The sequence below is a fragment of the Mangrovibacterium diazotrophicum genome (assembly GCF_003610535.1).
Lineage (GTDB): Bacteria > Bacteroidota > Bacteroidia > Bacteroidales > Prolixibacteraceae > Mangrovibacterium > Mangrovibacterium diazotrophicum.
On sequence record NZ_RAPN01000001.1, the window covers coordinates 3807117 to 3832877 of the forward strand.

Annotated in this window: 25 protein-coding genes and 1 tRNA gene; 21 read left to right on the plus strand and 5 right to left on the minus strand. The window is 45.5% G+C overall.

Going from position 1 to position 25761, the window contains the following annotated elements; genetic code table 11:
- Nucleotides 1–86 precede the first annotated feature (86 nt).
- The 3 genes from prfB to ppk1 all read left to right on the plus strand — a co-directional run bounded on the left by prfB (nt 87) and on the right by ppk1 (nt 4232).
- Nucleotides 87–1176, plus strand: a protein-coding gene (prfB, locus tag BC643_RS14995; RefSeq protein ID WP_394340510.1) for a peptide chain release factor 2 whose coding sequence is annotated in 2 segments (ribosomal slippage) — nt 87–140 and nt 142–1176 — 1089 coding nt in all. Because the reading frame shifts where the segments join, the coding sequence is not laid out codon by codon here.
- Nucleotides 1169–1771, plus strand: a complete 603-nt coding sequence (locus tag BC643_RS15000) for a GNAT family N-acetyltransferase (protein ID WP_170154570.1) — start codon at nt 1169–1171, stop codon at nt 1769–1771. The genes prfB and BC643_RS15000 overlap by 8 nt, the downstream gene beginning before the upstream one ends.
- Nucleotides 1772–1835: 64 nt before the next feature.
- The gene (gene ppk1 / locus BC643_RS15005; RefSeq protein ID WP_147377239.1) at nt 1836–4232 is read left to right on the plus strand and encodes a polyphosphate kinase 1; all 2397 of its coding nucleotides are present in this window, start codon (nt 1836–1838) and stop codon (nt 4230–4232) included.
- Nucleotides 4233–4239: 7 nt separating this feature from the next.
- Here the strand turns inward: ppk1 and BC643_RS15010 are convergent, their stop codons facing one another.
- Nucleotides 4240–5028: a hypothetical protein gene (locus BC643_RS15010; protein WP_120273855.1), complete on the minus strand. Its 789-nt coding sequence runs from the start codon at nt 5026–5028 to the stop codon at nt 4240–4242.
- Nucleotides 5029–5096: 68 nt separating this feature from the next.
- Between BC643_RS15010 and BC643_RS15015 the strand changes: the two genes are divergently transcribed.
- The 10 genes from BC643_RS15015 to upp all read left to right on the plus strand — a co-directional run bounded on the left by BC643_RS15015 (nt 5097) and on the right by upp (nt 12887).
- Nucleotides 5097–5612: a TrmH family RNA methyltransferase gene (locus tag BC643_RS15015; protein ID WP_120273856.1), complete on the plus strand. Its 516-nt coding sequence runs from the start codon at nt 5097–5099 to the stop codon at nt 5610–5612.
- 49 nt (nt 5613–5661) lie between these two features.
- Nucleotides 5662–6603 carry a hydrogen peroxide-inducible genes activator gene (locus tag BC643_RS15020; protein ID WP_120273857.1) on the plus strand — a complete coding sequence of 314 codons (942 nt, stop codon included), beginning with the start codon at nt 5662–5664 and terminating at the stop codon, nt 6601–6603.
- A 182-nt stretch (nt 6604–6785) separates the two neighbouring features.
- Nucleotides 6786–6857, plus strand: a tRNA-Glu gene (locus tag BC643_RS15030).
- A 33-nt stretch (nt 6858–6890) separates the two neighbouring features.
- Nucleotides 6891–7142, plus strand: coding sequence for a 30S ribosomal protein S20 (gene rpsT, locus BC643_RS15035; protein ID WP_120273859.1), 252 nt, complete (start codon nt 6891–6893; stop codon nt 7140–7142).
- A 109-nt stretch (nt 7143–7251) separates the two neighbouring features.
- Nucleotides 7252–7941 (plus strand): RadC family protein, encoded by a 690-nt coding sequence (gene radC, locus BC643_RS15040; protein ID WP_120273860.1) that lies wholly within the window; start codon nt 7252–7254, stop codon nt 7939–7941.
- Nucleotides 7942–7950: 9 nt separating this feature from the next.
- The gene (locus BC643_RS15045) at nt 7951–9270 is read left to right on the plus strand and encodes a polysaccharide deacetylase family protein (RefSeq protein WP_120273861.1); all 1320 of its coding nucleotides are present in this window, start codon (nt 7951–7953) and stop codon (nt 9268–9270) included.
- Complete coding sequence (locus BC643_RS15050) at nt 9263–10171, plus strand: hypothetical protein (RefSeq protein WP_120273862.1); 909 nt, start codon at nt 9263–9265, stop codon at nt 10169–10171. Before BC643_RS15045 ends, BC643_RS15050 begins: the two co-directional genes overlap by 8 nt.
- Nucleotides 10168–11109, plus strand: coding sequence for a polysaccharide deacetylase family protein (locus BC643_RS15055; protein ID WP_170154571.1), 942 nt, complete (start codon nt 10168–10170; stop codon nt 11107–11109). Before BC643_RS15050 ends, BC643_RS15055 begins: the two co-directional genes overlap by 4 nt.
- The gene (locus BC643_RS15060; protein WP_120273864.1) at nt 11109–12176 is read left to right on the plus strand and encodes a GNAT family N-acetyltransferase; all 1068 of its coding nucleotides are present in this window, start codon (nt 11109–11111) and stop codon (nt 12174–12176) included. The genes BC643_RS15055 and BC643_RS15060 overlap by 1 nt, the downstream gene beginning before the upstream one ends.
- A 48-nt stretch (nt 12177–12224) precedes the next feature.
- Nucleotides 12225–12887 carry a uracil phosphoribosyltransferase gene (upp, locus tag BC643_RS15065; protein ID WP_120273865.1) on the plus strand — a complete coding sequence of 221 codons (663 nt, stop codon included), beginning with the start codon at nt 12225–12227 and terminating at the stop codon, nt 12885–12887.
- Nucleotides 12888–12934: 47 nt separating this feature from the next.
- On the opposite strand, the gene BC643_RS15070 is transcribed toward upp, so the two are convergent.
- A complete protein-coding gene (locus BC643_RS15070) occupies nt 12935–13729 on the minus strand; it encodes a class I SAM-dependent methyltransferase (RefSeq protein WP_211338066.1) in 795 nt (264 codons plus the stop codon).
- Between the two features lie 62 nt (nt 13730–13791).
- On the opposite strand from BC643_RS15070, the gene BC643_RS15075 reads away from it, so the two are divergent.
- The 6 genes from BC643_RS15075 (at nt 13792) to BC643_RS15100 (ending at nt 20674) form a co-directional block, all read left to right on the plus strand.
- On the plus strand, nt 13792–14265 hold the full coding sequence (locus tag BC643_RS15075; protein WP_120273866.1) for a regulatory protein RecX: 474 nt from the start codon (nt 13792–13794) through the stop codon (nt 14263–14265).
- Between the two features lie 247 nt (nt 14266–14512).
- Nucleotides 14513–18151 carry a DNA polymerase III subunit alpha gene (gene dnaE / locus BC643_RS15080; protein ID WP_120273867.1) on the plus strand — a complete coding sequence of 1213 codons (3639 nt, stop codon included), beginning with the start codon at nt 14513–14515 and terminating at the stop codon, nt 18149–18151.
- A 133-nt stretch (nt 18152–18284) separates the two neighbouring features.
- Nucleotides 18285–18602: a thioredoxin gene (gene trxA / locus BC643_RS15085; protein ID WP_120273868.1), complete on the plus strand. Its 318-nt coding sequence runs from the start codon at nt 18285–18287 to the stop codon at nt 18600–18602.
- A gap of 70 nt (nt 18603–18672) precedes the next feature.
- Complete coding sequence (locus tag BC643_RS15090) at nt 18673–19209, plus strand: dihydrofolate reductase family protein (RefSeq protein ID WP_120273869.1); 537 nt, start codon at nt 18673–18675, stop codon at nt 19207–19209.
- 34 nt (nt 19210–19243) lie between these two features.
- Nucleotides 19244–19705: a PaaI family thioesterase gene (locus BC643_RS15095; RefSeq protein WP_120273870.1), complete on the plus strand. Its 462-nt coding sequence runs from the start codon at nt 19244–19246 to the stop codon at nt 19703–19705.
- 36 nt (nt 19706–19741) lie between these two features.
- A complete protein-coding gene (locus tag BC643_RS15100; RefSeq protein WP_120273871.1) occupies nt 19742–20674 on the plus strand; it encodes a DUF58 domain-containing protein in 933 nt (310 codons plus the stop codon).
- Nucleotides 20675–20676: 2 nt separating this feature from the next.
- Here the strand turns inward: BC643_RS15100 and BC643_RS15105 are convergent, their stop codons facing one another.
- Nucleotides 20677–21741 carry an endonuclease/exonuclease/phosphatase family protein gene (locus tag BC643_RS15105; RefSeq protein WP_170154572.1) on the minus strand — a complete coding sequence of 355 codons (1065 nt, stop codon included), beginning with the start codon at nt 21739–21741 and terminating at the stop codon, nt 20677–20679.
- A gap of 107 nt (nt 21742–21848) precedes the next feature.
- Nucleotides 21849–22706, minus strand: coding sequence for a peptide chain release factor N(5)-glutamine methyltransferase (prmC, locus tag BC643_RS15110; protein ID WP_120273873.1), 858 nt, complete (start codon nt 22704–22706; stop codon nt 21849–21851).
- A 38-nt stretch (nt 22707–22744) separates the two neighbouring features.
- Between prmC and ribD the strand changes: the two genes are divergently transcribed.
- Nucleotides 22745–23785, plus strand: coding sequence for a bifunctional diaminohydroxyphosphoribosylaminopyrimidine deaminase/5-amino-6-(5-phosphoribosylamino)uracil reductase RibD (gene ribD, locus BC643_RS15115; RefSeq protein WP_262697252.1), 1041 nt, complete (start codon nt 22745–22747; stop codon nt 23783–23785).
- A gap of 7 nt (nt 23786–23792) precedes the next feature.
- On the opposite strand, the gene BC643_RS15120 is transcribed toward ribD, so the two are convergent.
- Entirely contained in the window at nt 23793–24194 is a 402-nt protein-coding gene (locus BC643_RS15120) for a DUF6146 family protein (RefSeq protein ID WP_120273874.1), read from the minus strand.
- 93 nt (nt 24195–24287) lie between these two features.
- On the opposite strand from BC643_RS15120, the gene cls reads away from it, so the two are divergent.
- A complete protein-coding gene (gene cls, locus BC643_RS15125; RefSeq protein ID WP_120273875.1) occupies nt 24288–25754 on the plus strand; it encodes a cardiolipin synthase in 1467 nt (488 codons plus the stop codon).
- Nucleotides 25755–25761: the final 7 nt, after the last annotated feature.

Sequence of the window (25761 nt, forward strand, 5' to 3'; positions counted from 1 at the left end):
TTCTTTTTAGTCGAGACGGGGTTTTTGTTGAATTATCGGATGGTAATGTCTAATTTTGCCATTCAACACATTTAACTACACAATTTATGATTTTAAAGGAGCAGCTAAAAGAGCTTGCTGAGCGCCGGGATGCGCTGAGGAGGCATCTTTGACTACGATGCAAAATTAATTCAACTACAGGAAGAAGAGCTTAAAACACAAGACCCGGATTTTTGGACAGATTCGAAGACAGCCGAGGAGCAAATGAAAGTGATCCGGTCAATCAAGGTTTGGACGGAAGGGTACGAGCAGGTCAATAAATCGTTTGACGATCTCCAGGTTTTGTTTGAGTTTTACGAAGCCGACGAAGCCTCGGAAGAAGAGGTGAATGCGCAGTTTGATGAAACACAGGATTTGATTGAACAGCTTGAAGCCAAGAATATGCTTCGGAACGAGGAAGATAAACTTGGTGCCGTGCTGCGAATCAATGCGGGCGCCGGAGGTACGGAGGCAAATGACTGGGCCGATATGCTGATGCGCATGTATTTGCGTTGGGGCGAAAAAGAAGGCTACAAAGTAAAGGTTTCCGAATTCAATGCCGGCGACGAGGTTGGTGTTAAAAACTGCACCATCGAGTTTGAAGGCGATTACGCTTACGGTTATCTGAAGAGCGAGAATGGTGTTCACCGCCTGGTTCGCCTGTCGCCGTTCAACGCGCAGAATAAAAGGATGACCTCATTTACATCTGTTTTCGTCGCGCCACTTGTCGACGATACCATCGAAATCGAGATTAATCCGGCCGATATCTCCTGGGATACTTTCCGCTCGGGTGGTGCCGGTGGGCAGAACGTGAACAAAGTAGAGACTGGTGTTCGTCTGCGACATGCGCCAACGGGTATCATTATCGAAAATACTGAAAGCCGTTCGCAGCTGGGGAACAAGGAAAACGCGTTGCGTTTGCTGAAATCTCAATTGTACGAGCTGGAACTTCGAAAACGACGTGAAACCGTACAAGCCATAGAAGCCGGGAAGAAGAAGATCGAGTGGGGATCGCAAATTCGTTCCTACGTCCTTCAACCCTACAAATTGGTGAAAGATGTACGTACTGCGCACGAATCTGGTAATGTGCAGGCTGTGCTGGATGGCGAGATCGATGGATTTATCAAAGCCTATTTAATGCAATATGGCGATGAATAAAAAAGTACATATAAGGATGGCCTCGCTCGGTGATGCGGAGGCCATCCTCAATATATACCGCCCTTTTATTACGGATACCGTTGTTACTTTCGAGGAGATTGTGCCAACTGTGGACGAGTTTAGGGAGCGAATGAAGTCGATTCTCACCGAAAGTCCGTACCTGGTATGCGAGGTTGATGGAGAAATTGCGGGCTACGCTTATGCATCGGCCTACCGGTCGCGTGCTTCATACCGCTGGAATCGCGAAGTAACCGTTTATCTTCGGCCCGAATACCGTGGGATGAACATGGGCACAGCTTTGTATTCGGCGTTGATTCCAATTTTAAAAGCTCAAAATTACACCAACTTGCTGGCGGTTGTCACTTTGCCAAATGAAGGGAGTAAGCGGCTGCACGAACGCATGGGCTTTAAGGCTTGCGGCGTGTTTAACCAGGTTGGCTACAAAAAGCAGCAATGGCACCAGGTTGGCTGGTGGGAGCTAGCTTTGATCGATAAGGAAACTCAGCCACTTGAACCGATCCTTTTGAAGGACTTTAACGACGATTCTTTTGTGAGGCAAACAATGCTGAAAGCGGCGGATTTAGTGAAGATTTAGACGGTTTTTCTTGAGCATCTCGGAAAAATCTACTTACTTGTGAATGTTAGCAAAGGCTTTAGTTATGATTAGACCGGAAAATTACATCAATCGTGAAATCAGTTGGTTATCGTTTAATGCTCGGGTGTTGCAGGAAGCAGAAGATCAGACGGTGCCTTTGTTCGAACGGCTCCGGTTTTTAGGGATCTTCTCGAATAACCTCGATGAATTTTTCCGCGTGCGTGTTGCCTCGGTCCGTCGTATGGTTGATTTTGGCGACGATGGCAGTATTTTGGGAGACTATTCGCCCGAAGAATTGCACGAGAGAATTTACGATGTTGTTTACGCTCATCAGCGAAAATCGCAGGAGATCTATCGCAACATCATGGTTGAGATGGCGGCAGAGAACATCTTCATTATTGATGAAACCCGCCTTACCAGTGAGCAGGGGATTTTTGTAAAGCGCTATTTTTACGAGAAAGTGCTTCAAAACCTCGTTCCCATTATGCTGGGCGACGATCACAAGTTTCCGTATTTGCGGGATCGTTCGGTTTACTTGGCAATCAAGCTTTACCGATCCAACAAGCCGGATAAATTTGCTTACGCATTGGTTCGGGTGCCTAGTATTTCACTTACCCGTTTTCTGGTTTTGCCTTCACGAAACGGCAAAAAGTATGTGATTCTTCTGGATGATATTATTCGGTACTGCCTGCCGGATATTTTCCCGTTGTTTAAATACGATAAGTTTGAGGCGTACACCGTAAAAGTTACCCGCGACGCCGAGTTGAATATTGACGATGACATTTCGAAAAGTTTCATCGAAAAGATGGAGCTTAGCTTAAAACGTCGGAAAGTGGGAACGCCGGTGCGTTTGTTGTACGATAGCCAAATTCCGGAAGAGATGCTGTCTTTTATCACCAGTAAAATGCACCTGGATCCGGAAAATATTGTTGCCGGCGGTCGTTACCACAACCACAAGGATTTTATGAATTTCCCGGAGATTGGCGCGCCACATCACTATTATAAACGTTTAACGCCGGTTCGTCACAAGAATTTGCCGCCACACGACAGCATTCTCAAAAAGATGCGTCACAGCGATATCATGTTGCACTACCCCTACCAAAGTTTCAACCATTTTCTGGATCTGTTGCGCGAAGCTGCAATCGACCCGAAAGTGGTCGAAATTGGTATCACCATTTACAGGGTAGCCGAAAATTCGCGGGTTGTAAACTCGTTGCTGAATGCGATTCGGAACGGAAAAAAAGTAACGGTGATGATCGAACTGCAGGCGCGGTTTGATGAAGAAGCCAATATTTTCTGGTCGAATAAATTGCAGGAAGAGGGTGCTCACGTGATTAATGGTGTGCCCGGTTTGAAGGTGCACTCGAAAATTACCTGGATCAAGCGAAAGGAAGGGGACTCTTTCCGGAATTACGCGTATGTGGGCACCGGTAACTTCCACGAAGGTACTTCCCGCGTTTATGGTGACGACGGACTGCTTACAGCTGATCCGCGAATTGCAGACGAAGTGGCCAGCCTGTTTGGTTTCTTCAAGCACAATTACCGCAATAACCAGTATAAGCACATCATTGTGAGTCCGTTTGCAATGCGCGATTTCTTCTCCAGCATGATTGATAAAGAGATTGAAAACGCCAAATCCGGCAAACGCGGATACATGCTGCTGAAGATGAATAGCCTGATTGATCCTGAAATGATGGACAAAATTAAGGAAGCAGCCAAGGCCGGCGTCAAAGTTCGATTGATTGTTCGGGGGATATTCGGTTTGAAAATCGACGACGAGGAAATCCGGAAAAACATTGATGCGATCAGCATTGTGGATAAATACCTGGAACACTCGCGAGTGTTTATTTTCGGTAATGGCGGCGACGAGAAATTCTTTATTTCGTCAGCCGACTGGATGCCTCGAAATCTGAATCGTCGCATTGAAGTTGCCTGCCCCATTTACAATCACGACATTAAAGACGAGTTGCGGAAGATGTTGAAGATCCAGTTGCGCGACAACACGAAATCGCGGATCCTCGAAAATACCCTTTCGAATACTTACAACCGACCAGAGGTTGAAGGGCGATTCCGAGCTCAGGAAGATTTTTACCAATACATTAAAGAAAAACACCAGGTAATCATGAAAATATATCACAATCCACGTTGTTCAAAAAGTCGGGCCGGGCTGCAGTTCCTGGAAGAAAACGGCTATGAAACGGAAGTTGTCAACTATATGAAAGATGGTATTTCGGAAGATGAAATTCGCCACATCATGAAATTGACGGGTATGTCGGCTTTCGATTTGGTACGGACGCACGAAGAATTGTACCGGACCGATTATAAAGACAAGTCGATTAGTGATGATGAATGGGTGAGCATTCTTTCTGCCAACCCGAAATTGCTGAAACGCCCGATTGTGGTCAATGGTAAAAAAGCCATTTTTGCACAACCGGCCGAGCTGATCGATAAAATTCTGTAGTCGGTTTTTAACCGACTTTCGACTGCAGGTCTTTGATTTCTTTCTCCAGTTTTGCTTTTCGTTTTAGTGCTTTCGAAAGCGCTAGCGTTTGAACAAAAGCCTGCTTGTCGTAGTCTTCCAGAACAATATAGTAATAGCGCTTGCCCAGGAAGACGGCTTTCAGGTTGCGGTCGGCATGTTGGGCGATAAATTCAACAACTCCGTTGTCTTTGCCGTCCATGTAAGTTACTTTTTCCCATTTGGTATTCAGAAAATCGCTGTGGTGATTTAACGGCGAGCCAACCGGAACGGTATCGGTTTTAGCTTGAAGGTCGCCATCGTAAACGCGGATGGCCACGTGATCCAGCCATTGTTCTCCATAGTAGTTGCTCGAGATATAAATCTCACCGCGCTCGTCGAGGTAAATCTGGATGAATGATTTGTTCCATCTGCGCTGGAATTCCTGGCGTTTATGGATGTATTGCGTGTACCGGTCAAATTCAGTTTTCTCTTCCACGAAATTCTTTTTCAAATCAGCCATCCCGGCGTTCAGCGTATCGAGTTCGTCTTGCGCGCTGTAAAGCATTTCACCGTAAACTTTCTTTTTGAACTGGTCGCTGGCAACTACCTGTTGGATGGCTCCTTTGTAAAGCAAACGAACTGAATCGGCGGTTTGAATGGCAGTCAGCGTATCACCTTGCTGAAAAAGTTGTTCGGCCAGTTGCAGTTTTTCTGCAGCCAGTTGTTTTTCAGATTTTCCGCACGAGATCAATTGAATGGAGATTAAAAAAAGAAGAAAAAAACGGATCGCTTTCATGGACAAATGATTTAAAATCTTTTCTTTCGTAGTTTCTGAATGCTCAAAGAAACAGAATAATTTTCAGGATGGAAACAAATTCAGTGGCATTTTTTCAATCTCAAAATACCCCGGAACTTCCGGTAAAGCCCATCGTTGCAGCGTGGAAGGTGAAGAATCCGCAAAATGTTGGTAGCCTCATGCGGCTGGTCGACAATCTTGGCTGCGAGGAACTCATTTTGCTGGATGACGAGAACGACAAACGGGAGGCTTCAATTAAGAAAACAGCAGGTTTGAGCTATAAGAATGTGCAGTTGCGCTATCAGTCGGCTGATGACTTTTTTCAGCAAATACCCGAGGAATATTCCGTTTTTGCGATTGAGACGTCTGAAGGAGCCACAAATGTTTTCCAAACAGAATTGCCGCAACGGATTGTTTTTCTACTTGGCAGCGAAATGCGAGGCCTTCCGGAAGAACTTATTTTGAAGTGCAGCCGGGTGGTTTTCATCCCAATGACTGGTAAGTGTAAGTCAATGAATATTTCACACGCCCTGGCAGTCTGCCTATTTGAATGGCAGCGGCAACAATTATTTGCAGGTGAGTAACCATACTTATAGATTTTTTCTATATTTATCCAAAACAAATTGAAAAATCATGATTACGCTAACCCAACTCGAATACATCGTAGCGGTTGATACCTTTCGCCATTTCGGGCGTGCGGCAGAGCATTGTTTTATTACACAGCCCACGCTCAGTATGCAGATCAAAAAGCTGGAGGAAGATTTGGAGGTGGTCATCTTTGATCGTAGCAAGCAGCCATTGATTCCGACTGATGTGGGTAAACGGATTATTGAGCAGTCGCGCATTATTTTGCAGGAAACCGAAAAGGTGAACAATATAGTGAAGGATCACAAAAACCTGATTTCCGGTGAATTGAAAATTGGCATCATTCCAACCCTGGCGCCGTACCTGCTGCCATTGTTTATTGGTAATTACAAGCGGAAATACCCAAACATTAATATTAAGGTAGAAGAGCTGACAACCGAGAGTATTGTTGATCACTTGAATCGTGATTTGTTGGATGTTGGTATTTTGGTAACTCCCTTAAAAGAAGACCGCATCAGCGAAAAGCCGATCTTTTACGAGGAAATGATGCTGTATGCACACAAAGACCACCCTTTGCACAACAAGGCGGAGGTGAAAGTGAAGGATATTTCGGTTCCCGAGATTTGGTTGTTGAGCGATGGGCATTGTTTCCGTCATCAGGTTATTAATCTGTGTTCGTTCAAAGGGTCACACAACGAAGATCTGCCTTTCCATTTCGAAGCAGGGTCGCTGGAAACGCTGATGAATATTATCGATAAAGAAGGAGGAATTACGCTGATTCCGGAACTGGCGGCCATTGAAATGGCGAAAGAACGCTCGTTGCATGTGCGGGCTTTCGACGATGTAACGCCGCTGCGGGAGGTGAGTTTGGTCTATTCTCGTCACTTTGCCAAGAATAAACTGATCGAATTACTGTGGCGGGAGATTGTTAACTCGATGCCGCAGAGTTTGTTAAATAAAGATCGGGGTACGATCGTCGATTGGAAGTAAATTTTTTTCAAATTTTTGTTTGCAGTTTCAAAAATCTTCCATTTCTTTGCATCGCTGAAATCGAAAGCAGTTGCGCTAATAGAAGCGGGACAGATTTTAGAAAAATTTCTTGAAAAAGTTTGGAGACTAAAAAAAAGAAACTATTTTTGCAGTCCCAAAATCAAGGGAGACAAATTAATGATGGCCCGTTCGTCTAGCGGTTAGGACGCCAGGTTTTCATCCTGGTAGCAGGGGTTCGATTCCCCTACGGGCTACTTTACAAAGAAAAAAATTGAGGAAATTATAAAATGGCAAATCATCAATCTTCAAAAAAGAGAATCAGACAAGACGAGAAAAAACGTCTTGAAAATAAATACTACGCAAAAACAATGCGCAACGCATTGAAAAAACTGCGTGCTGCTACTGAGAAAGAAGCTGCTGTTGCCGAGTTGCCGAAAGTAACTTCGATGATTGACAGATTAGCTAAGAAAAACGTTATTCACAAGAATAAAGCTTCAAACTTAAAGGCTAGTTTAGCTTCACACGTGAACAAATTATAAGAAATTACTTATATAGTGAGAAGCCTCTTCAGCAATGAAGAGGCTTTTTTTTGCTTTGCAAAGTCGGTTTGGTGGAATTTTCATAACTTAGTTAGAAACCGACTGACTGATGTATAAAAAGCTAAGTATTAAGGAGTGGGCTGTGGAAGACCGGCCTCGGGAAAAACTTCTTCAGAAAGGAATCCGCTCTCTTTCTGACGCCGAGTTGATGGCAATTTTGATAGGCTCCGGCAATACGGAGGAATCTGCTGTCGAACTTTCCCGTCGCATTTTAGCGCAGGCTGGTAATAATTTGAACGAACTTGGGAAACGGCAGGTCAACGATTTGTTGAAATTCAAAGGAATTGGCGAAGCCAAAGCAGTCAATATTTTGGCCGCTTTGGAGCTGGGCCGACGACGCAAGGAACAAACGCCCGCTGAAAAGTTGGTGGTTACAGCCAGCCGGGATGCCGCTGACTATTTTCGTCCTTTGCTGGAAGATCTGCCAGTCGAGGAATTTTGGGTGTTGCTGCTCAACCGTTCCAATACGGTGCTTGATCGGTTTATGTTTAGCCAGGGTGGCTTGACGGGGACTGTCATCGATGTGCGCATCATTCTAAAAACAGCCCTGGAGAAACTCGCGTCCGCAATTATTCTGTGCCATAACCACCCGTCAGGGAGTACCAAACCCAGTGACGCAGATCGAAACATCACCCGAAAAATAAAACATGCTGCAGAAATCATGGAAATTTCTGTTCTCGATCACATCATTATCGCGCATCATCAGTATTTTAGTTTTGCCGATGAAGGAATTTTGTAGATCGAGACCATGATTGTTGTTTTTGCCACCAATATTACCAATCGCTTGCGTTACATTTTCGAACTGTATTTCGAGGAGCTGCTGAATGTTCCTGTTAGCTTCACGACTGAGCCGGATATTTTTCAGAAAGAAAGCGGCTTGAAAATTAATTACTCGGATCAAAAATTTGCGGTTGGCCAACTGGATATGCGGCCGCACAAGCTACTGTTTCAGACAGGGCTTGATTACCAGAATTTATCGTCAGTAACTTGCGACGAGCAACTTTGTCTGTTTCCTAGTTCGAAGGATTCGTTTCTGCCTTTCGACCCTTTTGCGGCTGGTTTTTTCATTGTTACCCGCTATGAGGAATACCTGGAAAGGCAATTCGGTAAACATCAGCGCTATCCGGCTAAGCACAGCATCCTTTATCGCAACAAGGTTTTGGATCGGCCGGTTGTCAACCAGTGGGCCATGTTGATCGCTCAAAAGCTTCATGAGCACGATCCGAATTTCTCATTGCCAAAGCCGGCTTTCAAATTTCTAACGACGATTGATGTTGACAATGCCTGGGCATTTAAAAATAAAAGTCTTGGGCGGCTGGCTGGTGCAAGCCTGAAAAGTATCCTTCAGGGGCGGGTGCGCGAAATGCAAAGTCGGTTTCGGGTTTGGGCCGGAAAAGGAGATGATCCGTATGACACGTACAACTACATCCGGGAGTTGTACAAAGGCAACGAGCATTTGTTGCAGTTCTTCTTTTTGCTGGGCAAGAGCGGCCGGTATGATCGAAATATTTCTGCTAAGAATGAAGAGCTCAGAGCGCTCATTCGTAGTTTGGCAAAAGATTTTAAAGTTGGTATTCATCCATCCTATCGTTCCAATCGAGTGAAGGGAGAATTGTTTCGCGAGCGCAAAGTTTTGGAAGAGATCATTGGGAAGCCGGTGTTGTCGAGTCGGCAGCATTTTCTGAAACTAATTCTTCCTGTGACTTATCGGCGGTTATTGAAGGCTGGTATTCGAGAAGATCACACCCTGGGTTACGCAGAGTGTGTTGGTTTTCGTGCCGGAATTGCCGCACCGTTTTGGTTTTACGACCTGAAAGAAGAGCAAAAAACGAACTTGCGCGTGTTTCCGTTTCAAAGTATGGATATCAGTTTACGCGATTATATGCGGAAGTCGCCGGAAGAGGCTTTGGAGCTGCTGAAGAAAATGATGCTTGAAGTCAAGAAAAGCGGCGGAACTTTTATAAGTTTATGGCATAATGAAAGTTTGAGTGATGTTGGCCGATGGAGTGGTTGGAGAAAGGTTTTTGAAGAAATAACGGCCTTGGGATTAGCTTTAGAAAATGAGTAACATCGAAATTAGCTACCTACGATACGACGAAGTTGATACAGATAAATGGGATCTCTGTTTGGCAAATTCACCCAATGCGTTGGTGTATGCCCAATCCTGGTATCTCGATAAATTGTGCCCCGAGTGGGACGCACTGGTAGTTGGCGATTACAAGTATATCATGCCGTTGACTTTTCGGAAGAAGTATGGTTTCCGGTACTTGTATCAACCTCTGTATTGCCAGCAGCTCGGTATCTTCCCAACGCCGACGAAAGAAATCTCGGAAGCATTCTACCGGAAGGCGATGTCGCTTTTCTCGTTTGCCCAGATTCATTTGAACGCGATGAATCTACCGGTGCCAGACATGCAGGTGGAAGTGCGTTACAATTTATTGCTGGGTTTGCAGGAATCATACCCGGAATTGGCCTCGCGTTTTTCGGACCACACTGTTCGCAAGTTGAAAAAGGCTTCGCATAATCGGCTGAACTTCATTCATGGTCTTTCGTTAAAAGAATACCTGGACTTCAAAAAGGAGCATTCGGCGGTGAAGTTGAGTAAACAGGATTTAATGTGCCTTCATCATTTGCTGGCATTTTCTTTATCACGAAATTTGGGAGAAGTTTACGGAGTTTACGATCGAAAGAATAAGCTCTGTGCTGCAGCTTTCTTTGTTCGTTATCAAAAAAGGGTGACCTTTGTAAATGCGGCAACAAGTCCCGAAGGGCGTGAGCTGAATGCCATGTATTATCTAATCGACCAGTTTATCTTTCAGCACGCCGGGAAAGACTATTTATTGGATTTTGAGGGCTCGATGATTGAAGGGATAGCAAGATTGTATAAAGGTTTTGGTGCAAGTCCCGAAACTTATTATTACCTGAGCTGGAATAATCTTCCGGTTTGGGCAAAATGGTTGAAACGATGAATGAAATTTCGCAACAATTAATATCCGAACTGGCAGTAATGACCCCTTTCAGCTTATTGAAGTCAGGGAAGTCGACACCGGTTTTATTGCCATTTTATCATTTGGTAACCGACGAAAGTTTAGCTTTTCGTTCCAATTACGATTATCCGTCGGTTGCGCAGTTTGAGGCCGATCTCGATTTTTTGCTGAAGCATTTTAAGCCGTTGAGCTTAGGCGATTTGTTGAAAGGCGGAGATCTTTCTCATTCTTTTCACCTTAGTTTCGACGACGGACTAAAAGAATGTTACGAAATCGTCGCGCCAATATTGAAACGGAAAGGAGTGCCGGCAACCTTCTTTATTAACCCGTCGTTTGTCGATAACAAAGATCTTTTTCACCGCTACAAAGCGTCCGAGATAATTGCCACACTAAAAGCCAGGAACATCCAGATCAGCCTTCAGCGAACCTATGCCGATTTGGCTTCGCTTGACGAAATGGCCGAAGAAATTGGGCTGAATTGGGAAAGCTGGCTCGAAGAGAAGAAGCCCTATATGAGCATGGAGCAGGTAAAAAGTCTGGTGGCTGACGGATTCACGGTTGGCTCCCACTCGATGGATCATCCGGAATTTGAATTGCTGGACGAGGAAACACAACTCGAAGAAATTCGCGAAAGTATGGACTGGGTGAATCGCAAGTTGAAGCCCGAAATTAAAGCTTTTGCTTTCCCGTTTACCGATGTTGGTGTGTCGGATGCTGTGTTTGAAGCTTGCCGGGATGAAGGAATATTCGATATTAGTTTTGGTACGGCAGGCATAAAGCGAGAGCATTTCCCGTTTCATTTTCAACGGTTGCCTATGGAGAGTAAAATTGAGTTGAGCACCAAGAAACGGCTGAAAGAAGCCTATATGGCATATCGGTTAAAGCGCGTATTGGGTAAACATTACGCCAGGAGGTTTTAATGGAGTTGCGCAAAGTCCGGATCGGCGAATTAAAATTCTTTGCGGAGAGTCAGTGGTTTCAGCAACTACCGGTACATCCGGTGAGTCTCTCTCGGGTAGCATCCTACGTCGCTAACCCGCATGCCCGGCCCGAAGATCCAGTCCTTTATTTTTATGCTGAAGGTGATGAAATTCTCTCATTCCGCACGCTCTTTCCCGGAATTTTGAATGGTGATAGCCGGCGTTTTGCCTGGCTTAGTGGTGCATGGACACATCCCCTGTATCGGAAGAAGAAGTTGTCGATTAATTTACTGAAAGAGGCCGCTGCTGATTGGGACGGTTGTTTGATGGCTACCAATTTTGCGCCCCTTTCCGGAAAACTATACCAGCGATCAGGACTGCTCAAATCGTTTTCTGAAATAAAGGGAAGACGGTTTTATTTGCAGCCCGATTTTCGGAAGCTTCTGGAACCGAGGCTAGGCGCTCATGCCTATTTGGGAGCGATCCCGAATGCGTTTGTGCGAACTGCTGCCGAGAGGAGAATCAGTCAATTTAAGCCAGAAGTTCCGACGGATAGGAGCTGGGAAAAAATGCCTTTCCCGGATCGGGAGTGTATGGACCTGGCGAATTCGCAGCAACCGAACTTCCTTTTTAGGCGAGGTGAGCAGGAGCTGAAGTGGATTTTAGCATATCCTTGGGTATCGACCGATGATCACACTTTCGAGACTAGCTATCCATTTAGTTCCTACTCCCGTCAGTTCGAGGTTTACATGGTCAAGTTTTTTCAGGAAGGGCAGTTTCTCGGTTTTCTGATTTATTCATTGCGAGACGGACATTTAAAACTTCTGCACCTGCATTTCAGTAGAAATTGCACCGATTTGGTCGCCTTATTTCTGACTCAAGAAGCTGTTGAGAGCCGAGTTGAAATGGTGACAATTTTACATGAGGAAGTTGCTGAACGCATATATGGACAGGAAAATCCATTTTTGTTTTCGAAAGAATTTAAGCAGAGCATCTATAGTAGCACGGCAGACCTGCCACAAAACAGTCAGATACAGCCCGGTGAGGGGGATTTTATCTTCACTTGATTCCCGCCGAAAGGGAAAAATTATGTATTTTCGGCAAAAATTTTTGACATGAAAATTCACAATCTCAGCGAATCAACATCAATCTTCAATCAATACATCTCCGAAATACGCGACGAGAATATTCAGCGTGACCCGCTTCGTTTCCGTAGAAACCTGGAACGGTTGGGCGAAGTTTTTGCCTACGAAATCAGCAAAACTTTAGAATATAAAGTTTCGGACGTGAAAACACCGCTTGGAATTGCACAGGTGCCGGTTTTGAAACAACAACCTGTTTTAGCAACAATCCTGCGCGCTGGTTTACCTTTGCAGCAAGGCTTGCTGAATGTATTTGATAAAGCAGAAAACGCGTTCATTTCGGCCTATCGTAAATACGACGATGAGGGTGAGTTTCATATTGAATTCGAGTACCTGGCGACTCCGGATTTGAGCGAGAAGGTGGTGATGATCACCGACCCTATGCTGGCATCGGGTGCGTCGATGGAAATTGCTTACAAGGCGATGATGCAAAAAGGCGATCCAAGTCATGTGCATCTGGTCTCAATTATTGCAAGTCGCAAAGGAGTTGATTATGTGAAAGAACACATTAAGGATAAAAATGTGACGCTTTGGTTGGGTGCAATCGACGAAGAGATGACGATGAAATCGTACATCGTGCCAGGTTTGGGTGATGCCGGTGATTTGGCATTTGGGCCTAAAATTGATTCACACTAGAAGATATTTTCGAAACAAGATAGATGAGCCGGAGTTGTCCGGTTTTTTTATTTTTTCACAGCTTCAACCGAGAAAACCATTGGAATTTTATTGTCAAGATGCTCAATCCGGTATTGGTTTTTGCCGCAGGAAACAGTTTTGTTGAAACAATTGTAGGGGGAATAATCAAACTCATCGAAAGCCTCAATGGTGAGGCTATTTTTTATAAGGCTGTTCAGCACTTCGCTTGTCGGGTGATTCCAGCAAACTGATTCGAGTTCAATCGGTGCATCCCGGTCTGTGTAAGTTCCGGTTTCCGTTTCAACAATCGTTTCGCGGTTAAAATAATCGTATTGAATGCGGCTGAAATTGGCATCGAAAATCCAAACCATCGGGTGGAACTCAACTAACAGGAGGCGTCCTCCGGGCTTCAGGAAATGCGAAATAACAGACGCCCACTTGTCCAGATCGGGCAACCAGCCGATAACACCGTAGCTGGTAAATACCAAATCGAAATTGTCTTCCAGTTGATTGGGGAGATCGTACAAGTCGCAACAAATAAAACGGACCTTTGCATTGCAGTCACAGGCCAACTGTCGTCCCCGCTCAATTGCCTCGTCAGAAAGATCGACTGCCGTTACTTCGGCACCCAAGCGGGCCAGCGAAATACTGTCCTGTCCGAAATGGCATTGCAGGTGGAGAACTTTTTTGCCTGTAAGATTCCCCAGTCGCTCAAGTTCAATGGGGCGCAGAGAGTTGCCGCCTCGGATGAATTCATTTACCTGGTAGAAGTCCGATTCAAAATGAATGGCTGTTCGGGCGTTCCAAAGTTTCCGGTTGATCTCGATGTAGTTTTTGTCCATTTCGATTTGTTTTGAAAGGTGTTTGAAGGTATTAACTTTACAGTTTAAAGGCAAAGAAAAATATGATTGAACTGAACGAGGAGCAAAAACAAGCGTTTTCGAAAGCTGCTGCATTGTGCAGCCGGGCGGAGAAAAGCCCGGGATCAATTCAAAACAAATTGGAGCAGTGGGGCTTGTCGCCGGAAGACGCCGAGCCGGTTATGCAACAACTGTTTCAGCATCAGTTTTTGGACGAGGAACGCTTTGCTTGCAGCTATGTGCGCGACAAGTTTCGGTTCAACCAATGGGGACGGGTGAAGATCGCCTTTCACCTGCGTGCCGAGCGGATTTCACCTGCCGCCATTCAGAAAGCACTGGAAGAATTGGACGAAGAAAGTTATTACGAATCGCTAAAGACGTTAATGAGAGAAAAACTTCGGAAGACGAAAGGGGCGAATTCCTATGATTTGAAGGCGAAAATTTTTCGTTTTGCCCAAAGCCGTGGTTTCGAGCAGGATCTGATCTTCTCGGTTTACAAGGAGCTAACCAATGACTAATTCGGTCGAAATACCACGGCGAAATTTTCTACTTTTGCGGATCTAAATCCACAGTTTTTAGCATTGTTTCGTTGAACCAATTGGCTCATTTGAGGGTTGGAGATTTGGCAGGCATGAAGTGTCGATCGCTTCATTTCTTATTCACATTTAATCAACAGAAGCTTTCATGCCGCGATGAAAACTGTAACTTTAAAGAGAATGATTTGGCCTTCTTTGGGCTCGTGAGAAAGATTAAAAAGACTAGAAAATGATTCCATTTACGCACCTACATGTCCACTCGCAATATTCGATTTTGGATGGAGCTGCCAGCATTAAAGGACTGGTAGGCAAGGCCAAAAAGGACGGCATGACTGCCCTTGCCCTGACCGACCACGGTATGATGTTCGGGATTAAAGAATTTTGGGACACCTGTAAAAAGGAAGGAATTAAGCCGATTCTGGGCTGCGAAACCTATGTTGCCAGCCGTACCGTTGCTGATAAATCAGATAAGGTTGACCGCTCGGGCGACCACTTGATCTTGCTGGCCAAGAACAGAATCGGCTATGTAAACCTGATCAAGTTAATCTCGGTTGCAGCGACCGACGGTTTCTACTATAAGCCCCGTATAGACAAGGATTTGTTGAAAAAACACAGCGAAGGTCTGATTGTTTCGTCGTCGTGTTTGGGGGGCGAAGTGCCGCAGCACATCATGAACACCACCATGGAAGAAGCCGAAGAAACCGTAAAATGGTTCAAATCGGTTTTTGGTGAAGATTACTACCTGGAGCTGCAGCGTCACAAATCGGAAATGCCTGAGCTGAACGAGCAGGTTTACAAGTACCAGGTGATGGTGAACGAGCGGGTGCTCGAGCTGGCGAAGAAATTCGATGTAAAGGTGATTTGTACGAACGACGTTCACTTTACCAATAAAGAAGATGCCGATGCGCACGACCTGCTCATCTGTTTGAACACCGGTAAAGATTTTGACGATCCGAACCGGATGCGCTACACCAAACAGGAATGGTTTAAGACGCAGGCAGAAATGAACGAACTGTTTGCCGATGTTCCGGAAGCACTTCGAAATACACAAGATATTGTCGACAAGGTTGAAGAGTTCGAACTGAATTCATCACCGATCATGCCCCCGTTCCCGATTCCTGAGGAATTTGGAACTATGGAGGCCTACCTTGAACAATTTGATGAGGCGGCCATCACCGAGGAGTTTGGTGAGAACAGCGTGAAACGTAACGGCGGTTACGAAAAGACTGTCCGTGTAAAGCTGGAATCCGATTACCTGGAGCACCTGACATACGACGGTGCCTACGTGCGGTACGGAAATCCGTTGCCTCACGATGTGAAGGAACGGATCGACTTTGAGCTGGATACGATCAAAACGATGGGTTTCCCGGGGTACTTCCTTATCGTGCAGGACTTCATTGCTGCTGCCCGAAATATGGGCGTACTTGTTGGGCCGGGCCGTGGATCGGCAGCGGGGGCTGCGGTTTCGTATTGTGTGGGGATTACCAACATCGACCCGATTAAGTACGATTTGCTGTTCGAGCGTTTCCTGAACCCGGACCGGATCTCCATGCCCGACGTCGATATCGACTTCGATGATGACGGTCGCCAGATGGTACTCGACTGGGTGACCGAAAAATACGGGCAGGATAAGGTAGCTCACATTTGTACATTCGGTACCATGGCTACCAAACTGGCCATCCGGGACGTTGCCCGTGTGATGAAGTTGCCTTTGCCCGATGCCGACCGCTTGGCGAAGCTGGTGCCTGAAGCGCCTAAAATGAGTTTCGAAAAAGCGTACAAGGAAAGTCCCGAGCTGGCAGCAGAACGCGATTCCGACAATCCGTTGGTGCGCGACACGCTAAAATACGCCGGGACACTGGAAGGCTCGGTGCGTCAAACGGGTGTTCACGCCTGTGGGATCCTGATCAGTCGCGACCCGTTGACCGATCACATCCCGATTATGCCAACCAAGGAAGAGCACCTTTACACGACTCAGTACGACGGGCGTTTCGTAGAGGCGATTGGTTTGCTGAAGATGGACTTCCTGGGGCTGAAAACCCTTTCAATTATAAAAGAATGTCTGGAGAATATTCGACTTTCCAAAGGGATTGAGGTTGATATCGATTCGGTTCCGATGGACGACGAGAAGACATTCGAACTTTTTAGCCGTGGTGATACGACAGCGATTTTCCAGTTCGAATCGCCCGGAATGAAAAAGCACTTGCGTAACCTGAAACCAAACCGTTTTGAGGACTTGGTGGCAATGAACGCCTTGTATCGTCCGGGGCCTATGGAATACATTCCCGACTATATCGAGCGAAAGCACGGTCGCAGGAAGGTGGAGTACGACCACCCCATGATGGAAAAATACCTGAGCGATACCCACGGTATTACCGTGTTCCAGGAACAGGTGATGCTTTTGTCGCGGCACTTGGGCGGTTTTACCCGTGGTGACTCCGACTCGTTGCGTAAGGCGATGGGGAAAAAGTTAATTGCCATGATGGATAAGCTGAAAGTGAAATTCGTGGAAGGCTGTAAGGCGAATCCGGATTTTGTGGAAGGCTGCAAGCAGATTGGGAAAGAAAATGAGATTGAAAAACTTGTCAATAAGATATGGAAGGACTGGGAAGCGTTTGCCAGTTATGCCTTCAACAAGTCGCACTCGGTGTGTTATGCCGATATTGCATATCGCACTGGATATTTGAAAGCCCATTATCCGGCCGAGTTTATGGCGGCCAACATGAGCCGAAACCTGAGTAATATTGCCGATATTACCAAGTTGATGGAAGAATCGAAGCGAATGGGAATCAACGTACTTGGCCCCGACGTTAACGAAAGTTTCCTGAAATTTACGGTAAACAAAAAAGGTGATGTACGTTTTGGTATGGCTGCAATCAAGGGCGTTGGTGCCGGAGCAGTTTCGAACATCATTGAGACACGCAAAAATGGGCCGTTTACTGATATATTTGATTTTGCAGAGCGTGTCAACCTGCAGGCGGTTAACAAGAAAAACATCGAAGGTTTGGCCAGTGCGGGGGCTTTCGACAGTTTTGGCTTGAAACGAAGCCAGTTTTTTGCCGGCGCAGATGAAAATGATGCGCCGTTCATGGAAAAGCTGATTAAATACGGGCACCAAATTCAGGCGGAAAGCCAGAATGCCATGCAATCGCTTTTTGGTGAAGTGATGTCGGCGCAGGCTGTGAAAAAACCGGACATTCCCAATGTTCCGGAGTTTGCAAACCTGGTGATGCTCGAAAAAGAGAAGTCGCTAATTGGAATCTACCTTTCGGCTCACCCGTTGGATGAGTACAAGCTGGAATTTGAAAATTTTGTCAGCCGGGAATTCACGCTGAAGAATCTGAACAGTAATATCGATGCGCTGAAAGGACGGGAAATTACCTTTGCCGGGATGGTGACTGAGGCTTTTGAAACGGTTGGGAAAACCGGAAAGCCTTACAGTAAACTAACGCTGACGGATTATGAAGATTCATACACTATTTTCTTCTTTGGCAAGGACTACGTGGAGTACGGCAAATATTGCAAACCCAATATTTTTATTCTCGTCAAGGGACTTGTTCAGGAGAGTTTCCGAGGCGGCCTGGAGTTTCGGGTAAAATACATCGAGATGCTGGAAGAGGTTCGGAAAAACCAGGTGAAGACCGTCACCGTTGATGTGGCGATTCAGGCGATTACACCTGAGCTTGTTCAGAACATGGAGTCGATGAGTAAACAGCACAAAGGGACTGCCTTGCTGAAGTTTAATTTGTGGGATACGGAAACAAAAACCGTTGTCAATCTGTTTTCAAGAAATACTCGGATTGAGATGAATCGGGAGATCGAGACATTTTTCCGTCAACAGGAAAATCTGTCTTTCAAAATTAATTAGTTTTGTGTTGAAAATGAATTCTCAAACGGTCGTTCAAATTAGCGAATGTTTGTTTGAGTATCGTCTAAGTATAAAGTGAAAAGAGGGTCCGTTGACCTGAAAATTGAATTTCAAATCAAAAAAATATTGAATTATGGCAATTGAAGTTACTGATGCAAACTTTGAAGAAGTTGTATTGAAGTCTGAAATCCCTGTTTTAGTTGATTTTTGGGCAGAGTGGTGTGGACCATGTCGTATGGTGGCACCCGTTGTTGAAGAGTTATCGAGCGACTACGAAGGAAAACTTTTGGTGACAAAAGTTGACGTTGACAGCAACCCAAATGTTGCGATGAAGTTTGGTATCCGAAACATCCCGACAATCCTGTTCATCAAAGGTGGCGAGATTGTAGACAAGCACGTGGGTGCTGCACCAAAATCGACTTTAGCAGCTAAAGTTGACGCCGTTTTATAAGCGAAATAAAAACATTCAGGAAAAGGCGTGAATTTTTTCATGCCTTTTTTTGGCAAAATATCGAACGGATATGCGTAAAGTAATTTTATACATTGCACAAAGTCTGGACGGGAAAATTGCCCGGATGAACGGGGATGTTGATTGGCTGGATAAAGTTCACAGCGTTGAAAACGAAGATTACGGCTATGCTTCGTTTTACGAATCAATCGATACAACTCTGATGGGAAACCGAACCTACGAGAAGATTCTTTCGTTTGGGATTGAATTTCCGTATGCCGGAAAAGAGAATTATGTATTCAGCCAGCAAAAAGGTAAACACGACACCGAGCATGTCAAGTTTATTGGTGACGAACTGACCTCTTTTGTTCGCGAGATTAAGCAGGAAGAGGGTAAAAACATTTGGCTGGTGGGCGGCAGCGAAATCAATACGTTACTTTTTAACGCCGGTTTGATTGACGAAATTTACCTGTTTACGATGCCCATAACGGTGGGCGAGGGAATTCCGTTGTTTGCCGGGCGCCTGACTGAAAGGCAGCTGAAGCTCGCCGAAGTGAGTACCTATACCTCGGGTGTTATTTGCAAGAAGTACGTCATGAAAAAAGATTGAGCTTGGCTGCCGATCTTCGAATTTAATATCGAAAATGAAAAAGAAAGCTATTCAGGACTATTATGAAGATAGTCTCAGTCATTGTTATGGCTGTGGAACAAATAACCCGCACGGGCATCAAATCAAGAGTTACCTGGAGGGGGACGAAACCATTGCCCGGTACAAACCGGATGAGAAATACAGTGCCGGGACACCTGATCATGTTTACGGCGGAATGGTGGCCTCGCTGCTTGATTGCCACGGAACCGCATCGGCTGCGGCATTTGCCTGCCAAGCGGAAAACACAAGCATGGAAGAAAGTCAGAAACCGGTTCGTTTTGTGACAGCCTCGCTGAAAGTTGATTTCAAAAATCCAACACCAATGGGTGTGGAACTCGAAATGAAAGGCCAATTGCGGTCAATCTCGGGGCGGAAAGTTTGGGTCGACATGAGCTTGACCGCAAACGGCGTCGTTTGTGCAACTGCTGAGATTTTGGCAATCCGGCTGAAAGAATAATTTGCTTTTGGTGCCAGCTGTCCTAAATTTGTAAATATGAACAACCTCTTCGATATTCAGCAGTTTCAACAATTCGACAATCTGGAGCTAATTGCGCGGGAAGTTGTCGAAGGCTTTATCACGGGCTTGCACCGCAGCCCGTTTCACGGCTTTTCGGTGGAGTTTGCAGAACATCGGCAGTACAACCAGGGCGAGGCAACCAAGCATATCGACTGGAAATTGTTCGCCCGCTCGGACAGGTTGTATGTGAAGCAGTATGAAGAAGAAACCAACCTGCGATGCCAGTTGGTGCTGGATGTATCGTCGTCGATGTTGTTTCCGTTTGATAACAAAGGTGAAAACAGGCTGATGAATAAGCTGGCTTTCTCGGTTTACTCAGCAGCAGCACTAATCTATTTGATGCGAAAACAGCGCGACGCCGTTGGATTAACACTTTTCTCTGATCATATTGAGTTTCATTCCGGCAATCGAATCTCGTCGGTGCATGCCGAATTGTTGTACGGGAAACTGGCTGCGCTGCTTGCCGCAGGGAAGAAGGATTTGAATAAAACCACTAACACGGTTGAGGCGCTCCACCAAATTGCCGAACAGGTGCACAAACGCTCACTGGTAGTTTTGTTTAGCGATATGCTGGATGATAGTGCGGGCGACGAATTGTTTTCAGCGCTGCAGCATCTGAGGTACAATAAACACGAGGTGATTCTTTTCCACGTCACCGATCATAAACAGGAGCGGGAGCTTGATTTTATCAATCGTCCGTATCGTTTTGTGGATTTGGAAACCGGGCATCACTTAAAGCTGACACCGGGAGAGTTGAAGGACCGCTACCGAAAAGCTGTTCGCACTTATTTTGATGAGTTGAAGATCAAATGTGGCCAATACCAGATTGATTTGGTTGAAGCTGATATTCACCAAAATTTCTCCGACGTCCTTCTGAACTTCCTGTTAAAACGAAAACGACTTTTCTAGTTTTACTCCTCTTTTCGAATCAAGGTGCAACTTACTGGATAGTGATCCGAATAATCGACATGGTCAATTTTGAAATTGTAGCCATCAAAAATGGGGCTGTGCATGATGTAGTCGATCCGGAATGACGGTAAGCGTCCCAGGTAGGTATTTCCGATTCCGGCTCCAGATTCAACGAAAGCGTCTTTCAAATCTCCCCTCACAGTGTGGTAGGCATACGAAACCGGAGTGTCGTTAAAGTCACCGCAAACTAGCACCGGGTAAGGCGAATTGTCGATTTGTTTCCGTAATTCTTCGGCCTGTTCTGCTCTTTTGATAAATGCTTTTTTCAATTTCGAGCCAAAAAGACGGACCTCTTTCATATTTTCACCCTGTTTTTCCAGCGAAATGGAGTCGAGTGAGCTGATATCGGTCGGCGTAAAACGATAGCTTTCCAGGTGGCAGTTAAAAATTCGGATCGTATCCGTAGGCGTGACAACATCCGTCAAAATAATCATATTGGAAGTGTTGTCGAAGTGAATCTCATCTTTGTTAATTATCGGGAAGTTACTAAAAGTCACGGGGCCGTGCTTCCGACTAGCGTCGGCATATTTGGGAAGTCCCTTCAGGTCGAAATTCTTCTTGAACCAGGGATATCCTTCCCATGAAATAAAAGCCATTTCCTGAAAACACACGATGTCAGGGTTCTTGGCTTTCACATGGTCCAAAATCGTTTGTGCATTTTGCTTGATTTGTTTGTACCCTTTGGCGCCCAGTCCCTTTACATTGTAGCTGCAAACGACAATCCCTTTGTTGTCGGTCTCTTTAGCCGAGAACTGGAAATAATTCTGAAGGTGAGCGTATCCTGCCAGGATAATTACTAATGACAACAGCGACCATTTGGGCGAAGAAAACAGCCAGTATAATACAAATAAAATATTAACGAACAGGATGTAGGGGTAGGCCAAGCCTAAAAGTGCAGGTGCCCAAATATCTTGCGGGCTGACTTTTACGGACAGGTAAATGATTAGTAGCGCAACGGCGACTATCAGGTTCAGAAAGACGACAATACTTCTAAAAAAGCGCTTCAATGGGCGAATGTTTAATTGTGTTTCAAAGGTAAAGATAAGAAACCACAAGAATCTGTCAATTGCTTCGGCCGGCAAGCTTCAGAATTTCACAATTTTTAAAATGGTGTTTACATGTGAGCTTGGGTAAACCGGGCTCTAATCATCCTGTCTTTACCATTGAGGTCTTGACGAAGCACGATATCCGAGTAACCTTCTTGCTCCAGAAGTTGGCAGCATTGTTCTCCGAATGCTTCATTGATTTCCCAGTAAATCAAACCGCCCGGATTCAGATTATGAGCTCCGAAGCTGGCCAGAGCGGCGTAAAAGATTAGCGGGCTTTGATCGTCTACAAACAAAGCCAGATGAGGCTCAAACTGAAGAACATTGTCGTGCATCAATGCCTTCTCCTGGTTTCGGATATAGGGTGGGTTACTGACAAGTACATCCAGCTTTTCAGGCAAAATCAGGCTTGTGTTTGCAAGAATATCCAATTCGAAAAAGTCAACCTCTGTTTGATTGAGAGAAGCATTGTTTCGAGCGGTTCCCAGTGCTCCGGTCGAAATGTCGCAGGCCGAAACGGTTGCTTGTGGCAAGTTCGCTTTTAAGGTAATAGGGATACAGCCGCTGCCGGTACCCACATCCAAAATGCGGGGAGACGGAATTTGATTGTTACGGATGATCCAGTCAACCAGTTCTTCAGTTTCTGGTCTGGGGATGAGCACATCTGTTGAGACTCGGAAAGTCAAGCCATAAAACTCAGTCTCCTCTAAAATATACTGAATGGGTTCGTGCTGCTTTAATCGCTCAACAATCGAAACGACTTTGTCCCGTTCATCCGCGTTCAGCGAATCATCCTTCTTTAAGAGCAGGTCTGTGGTTGAATAGTTTTTCAGCCAGGAGAAAATCAGTCGGATAAAACTTTCGATTTCTTCCGGTGGATAAAGGTCTTTCAATTCTTTGCGGATAAATTGGAGGCTTGCCTGCATTTATTTGTATTTTTGGCAAAGTTAAGTTTTTCCAACCTTTGACTCAAGCAGAAAAATACATGCGACGTTGTGTCGAACTTGCCCTGTTGGGTAAGGGAGAAGTAGCGCCCAACCCGATGGTTGGTGCTGTGGTCGTGCACGCGGGGAAGATTATTGGCGAAGGATATCATCGTCAGTATGGCGGGCCTCATGCCGAGGTGCATGCGATTGCCGCGGTGAAAGACAAGGAACTGCTGAAAGAGTCGACCATTTATGTGAGCCTGGAGCCGTGTGCTCATTACGGAAAAACGCCTCCTTGCTCTGATTTAATCATCGCCAGCGGAATTCCGCATGTTGTGGTTGGCTCTGTCGATCCGTTCGCGAAAGTGGCTGGCAAGGGGATTGAGAAAATGCTGAAAGCCGGGATTAAAGTTGAGGTAGGTGTTCTGAACGAAGCTTGCCTGGAGTTGAACCGACGCTTTTTTACTTTTCATCAGCAAAAGCGGCCTTTCATTTTCCTGAAATGGGCGCAAACTCTCGATGGTTTTCTGGACATCGATCGCTCTCATCCGGAGTTCGGACAGCCAACCTGGATCAGCAATGAGCTTTCGCGGCGCATGGTTCACAAGCAACGCACGGAGGTTGATTCAATCTTGATTGGAACAAATACGGCCTGGAAAGATAATCCTTCGCTTACTGTTCGCGAGTGGGTAGGAAGGCAGCCGGTTCGCTTGGTGCTCGATCGTAAAAATCACTTGCCTGCTGATCTGCATCTAAAAGACCATTCTGTTCGCACGGTTGTTTTTACGCAAGAAGCTGCGGTTTCGTCAGAAAAACTCGAATACGTACAGATTGACTTTCGCAAAAATATTGTGCCTCAGATTTTAGGTTGGCTGTACGAGCAAAACCTGCAGTCTGTGGTGGTCGAAGGCGGTCGTCAGTTGCTTCAGGCTTTTATCGATCAGGAAATGTGGGATGAAGCGCACGTTTACATTGGCCATACCTGGTTTGGTAGTGGGGTTCCTGCTCCAAAACTCAACGCGCTTCCTACAAAACACGAACTGTTGCACGATACACAACTTCAGGTTTTTATCCGTTAGTGGTTTCTTAATAAATCCTTGGGCCGTCAGGAATGAGCTGAATGTCCAGTTCATTTTCAACATACATGAAATAATAAAACAGCTTGTGGTTCAATTCAAAACCATAATCAACGTCCGATTGGTAGTCGATGTTTCCTTCAATTAATTGCGCATATCGGTAACCCATTCGCTGGTAGTTCCAGGCGTTTACATAGCGCTGGTTCCATCCTTCGTAATAACTTTGCGACCTGTATTTGCTGGGTACTCCGTGCATGGCATACCACGAATCAAAACCAGGATCCAGCACAATGAGCTCGTAGCTCACACTGTCTTCAACTTCATCTTGCTTTTCCTGGATGGTCAATTCTTTCTTCCCGGTGCACGCAATAGCCAGTACGGCGATGAAGGCTATAAAAAGAATATTTTTCATGGCATTCGTTTTTTATATTTTTTACGAAATAGAAATTCGTTTGTTAATCAATAATAATTTATCGAATTTTAATGAAGGAATCAAAATCTGAGCATGGATAGTTTTCTTTCCTTTCTTTCGGAAAACCTTACGACGGTGCTGAGTGGTCTGTATTTACTGACCGTTATTTTTATTGCCATTTTAATTGTTTTGGAAAACCGTAGCCCGCTGAAAACGATCAGCTGGGTATTGGTCTTGGTTTTGCTGCCGTTTGCAGGCATTGTGTTTTATTTGTTCTTCGGGCAGGAATACCGGAAGAAGAAAATGTTTTCGCGCAAAGGGTTGAAAAGTCTCGAGCGCCTTCGCAAGATGACCCAGGATCAGCTGGTGCGGATGCCCCAGGTTCACAATAGTTTCGATCCGAATATTTTTCGTAAAAAGCACTTGATGAGTTTGATGTTGTCGAATTCGAATGCTTTGTTGACCAGCAATAATGAAGTGCAGATTTTGAAAAACGGCGCGCAGACATTCCCCGCGATTTTTCGGGCGATCGAACAAGCAAAACACCATATTCACATTGAATTTTATATTATCGACAACGATACGCTGGGGAACCAGTTAAGGGAATTGCTCATCCGAAAAGCAAGGGAAGGCGTTGGAGTTCGTTTGATCTACGACGATGTTGGAAGTTGGGCTTTGCCACGCAAATACATCAACTCGTTGAAAGAAGCAGGCGTGAAAATTGACTGTTTCATGAAAGTGCGTTTCCCGCATTTGACATCCAGGGCAAACTACCGAAACCATCGTAAAATTGTTGTAGTTGACGGGCACACGGGTTTTCTGGGAGGTTTAAATGTGGCCGACCGTTACCTGAATGGAACCAAGTCATTGGGTATCTGGCGCGACACGCATATGATGGTTAAAGGCGGTGCGGCAACCATGCTCCAAATTATTTTTATGGCTGACTGGTATTTTGTGTCGAAAGAGATACTGCAGGGAGAGAATTATTTTCTTCCGTTGAAGGACGGTGAGGGGAAGCTGGTTCAGGTTGTCGCCAGCGGACCCGACTCGGATTGGGAAAGTATCGGGCAGGCCTATTTTTCGGCGATTGCCTCGGCTACCGAACGCGTTTACCTGACAACTCCCTACCTGATACCGACTCCGGAGATTTTGAATGCGTTGAAAGTAGCAGCCATGGGCGGGGTGGATGTTCGGATTTTGGTCCCTCATAAATCGGATGCAATTACTCCTAAATGGAGTACCCGTTCGTTCGTTTCAGAACTGCTGGAAGCTGGCGTCAAAATTTATTTTTATGAAGCGGGCTTTTTGCATAGCAAACTGATTGTCGTCGATGGCGTGTTTTCCTCAGTTGGGTCGGCCAATTTCGATTTCCGCAGTTTGGAGACCAACTTTGAGGTGAATGCGATGATTTACGATGAAGAAATTGCCCGGGAACTGGAACAACAGTTTTTGGCCGATCTGCAACAAAGCCGGCAAATCGTTTCCGAAGAATGGGAACAAAGATCCCGGTCTGAGAAAGCGAAGGAATCGTTTGCCCGTCTGTTGAGCCCGATGCTTTAAGCGGATT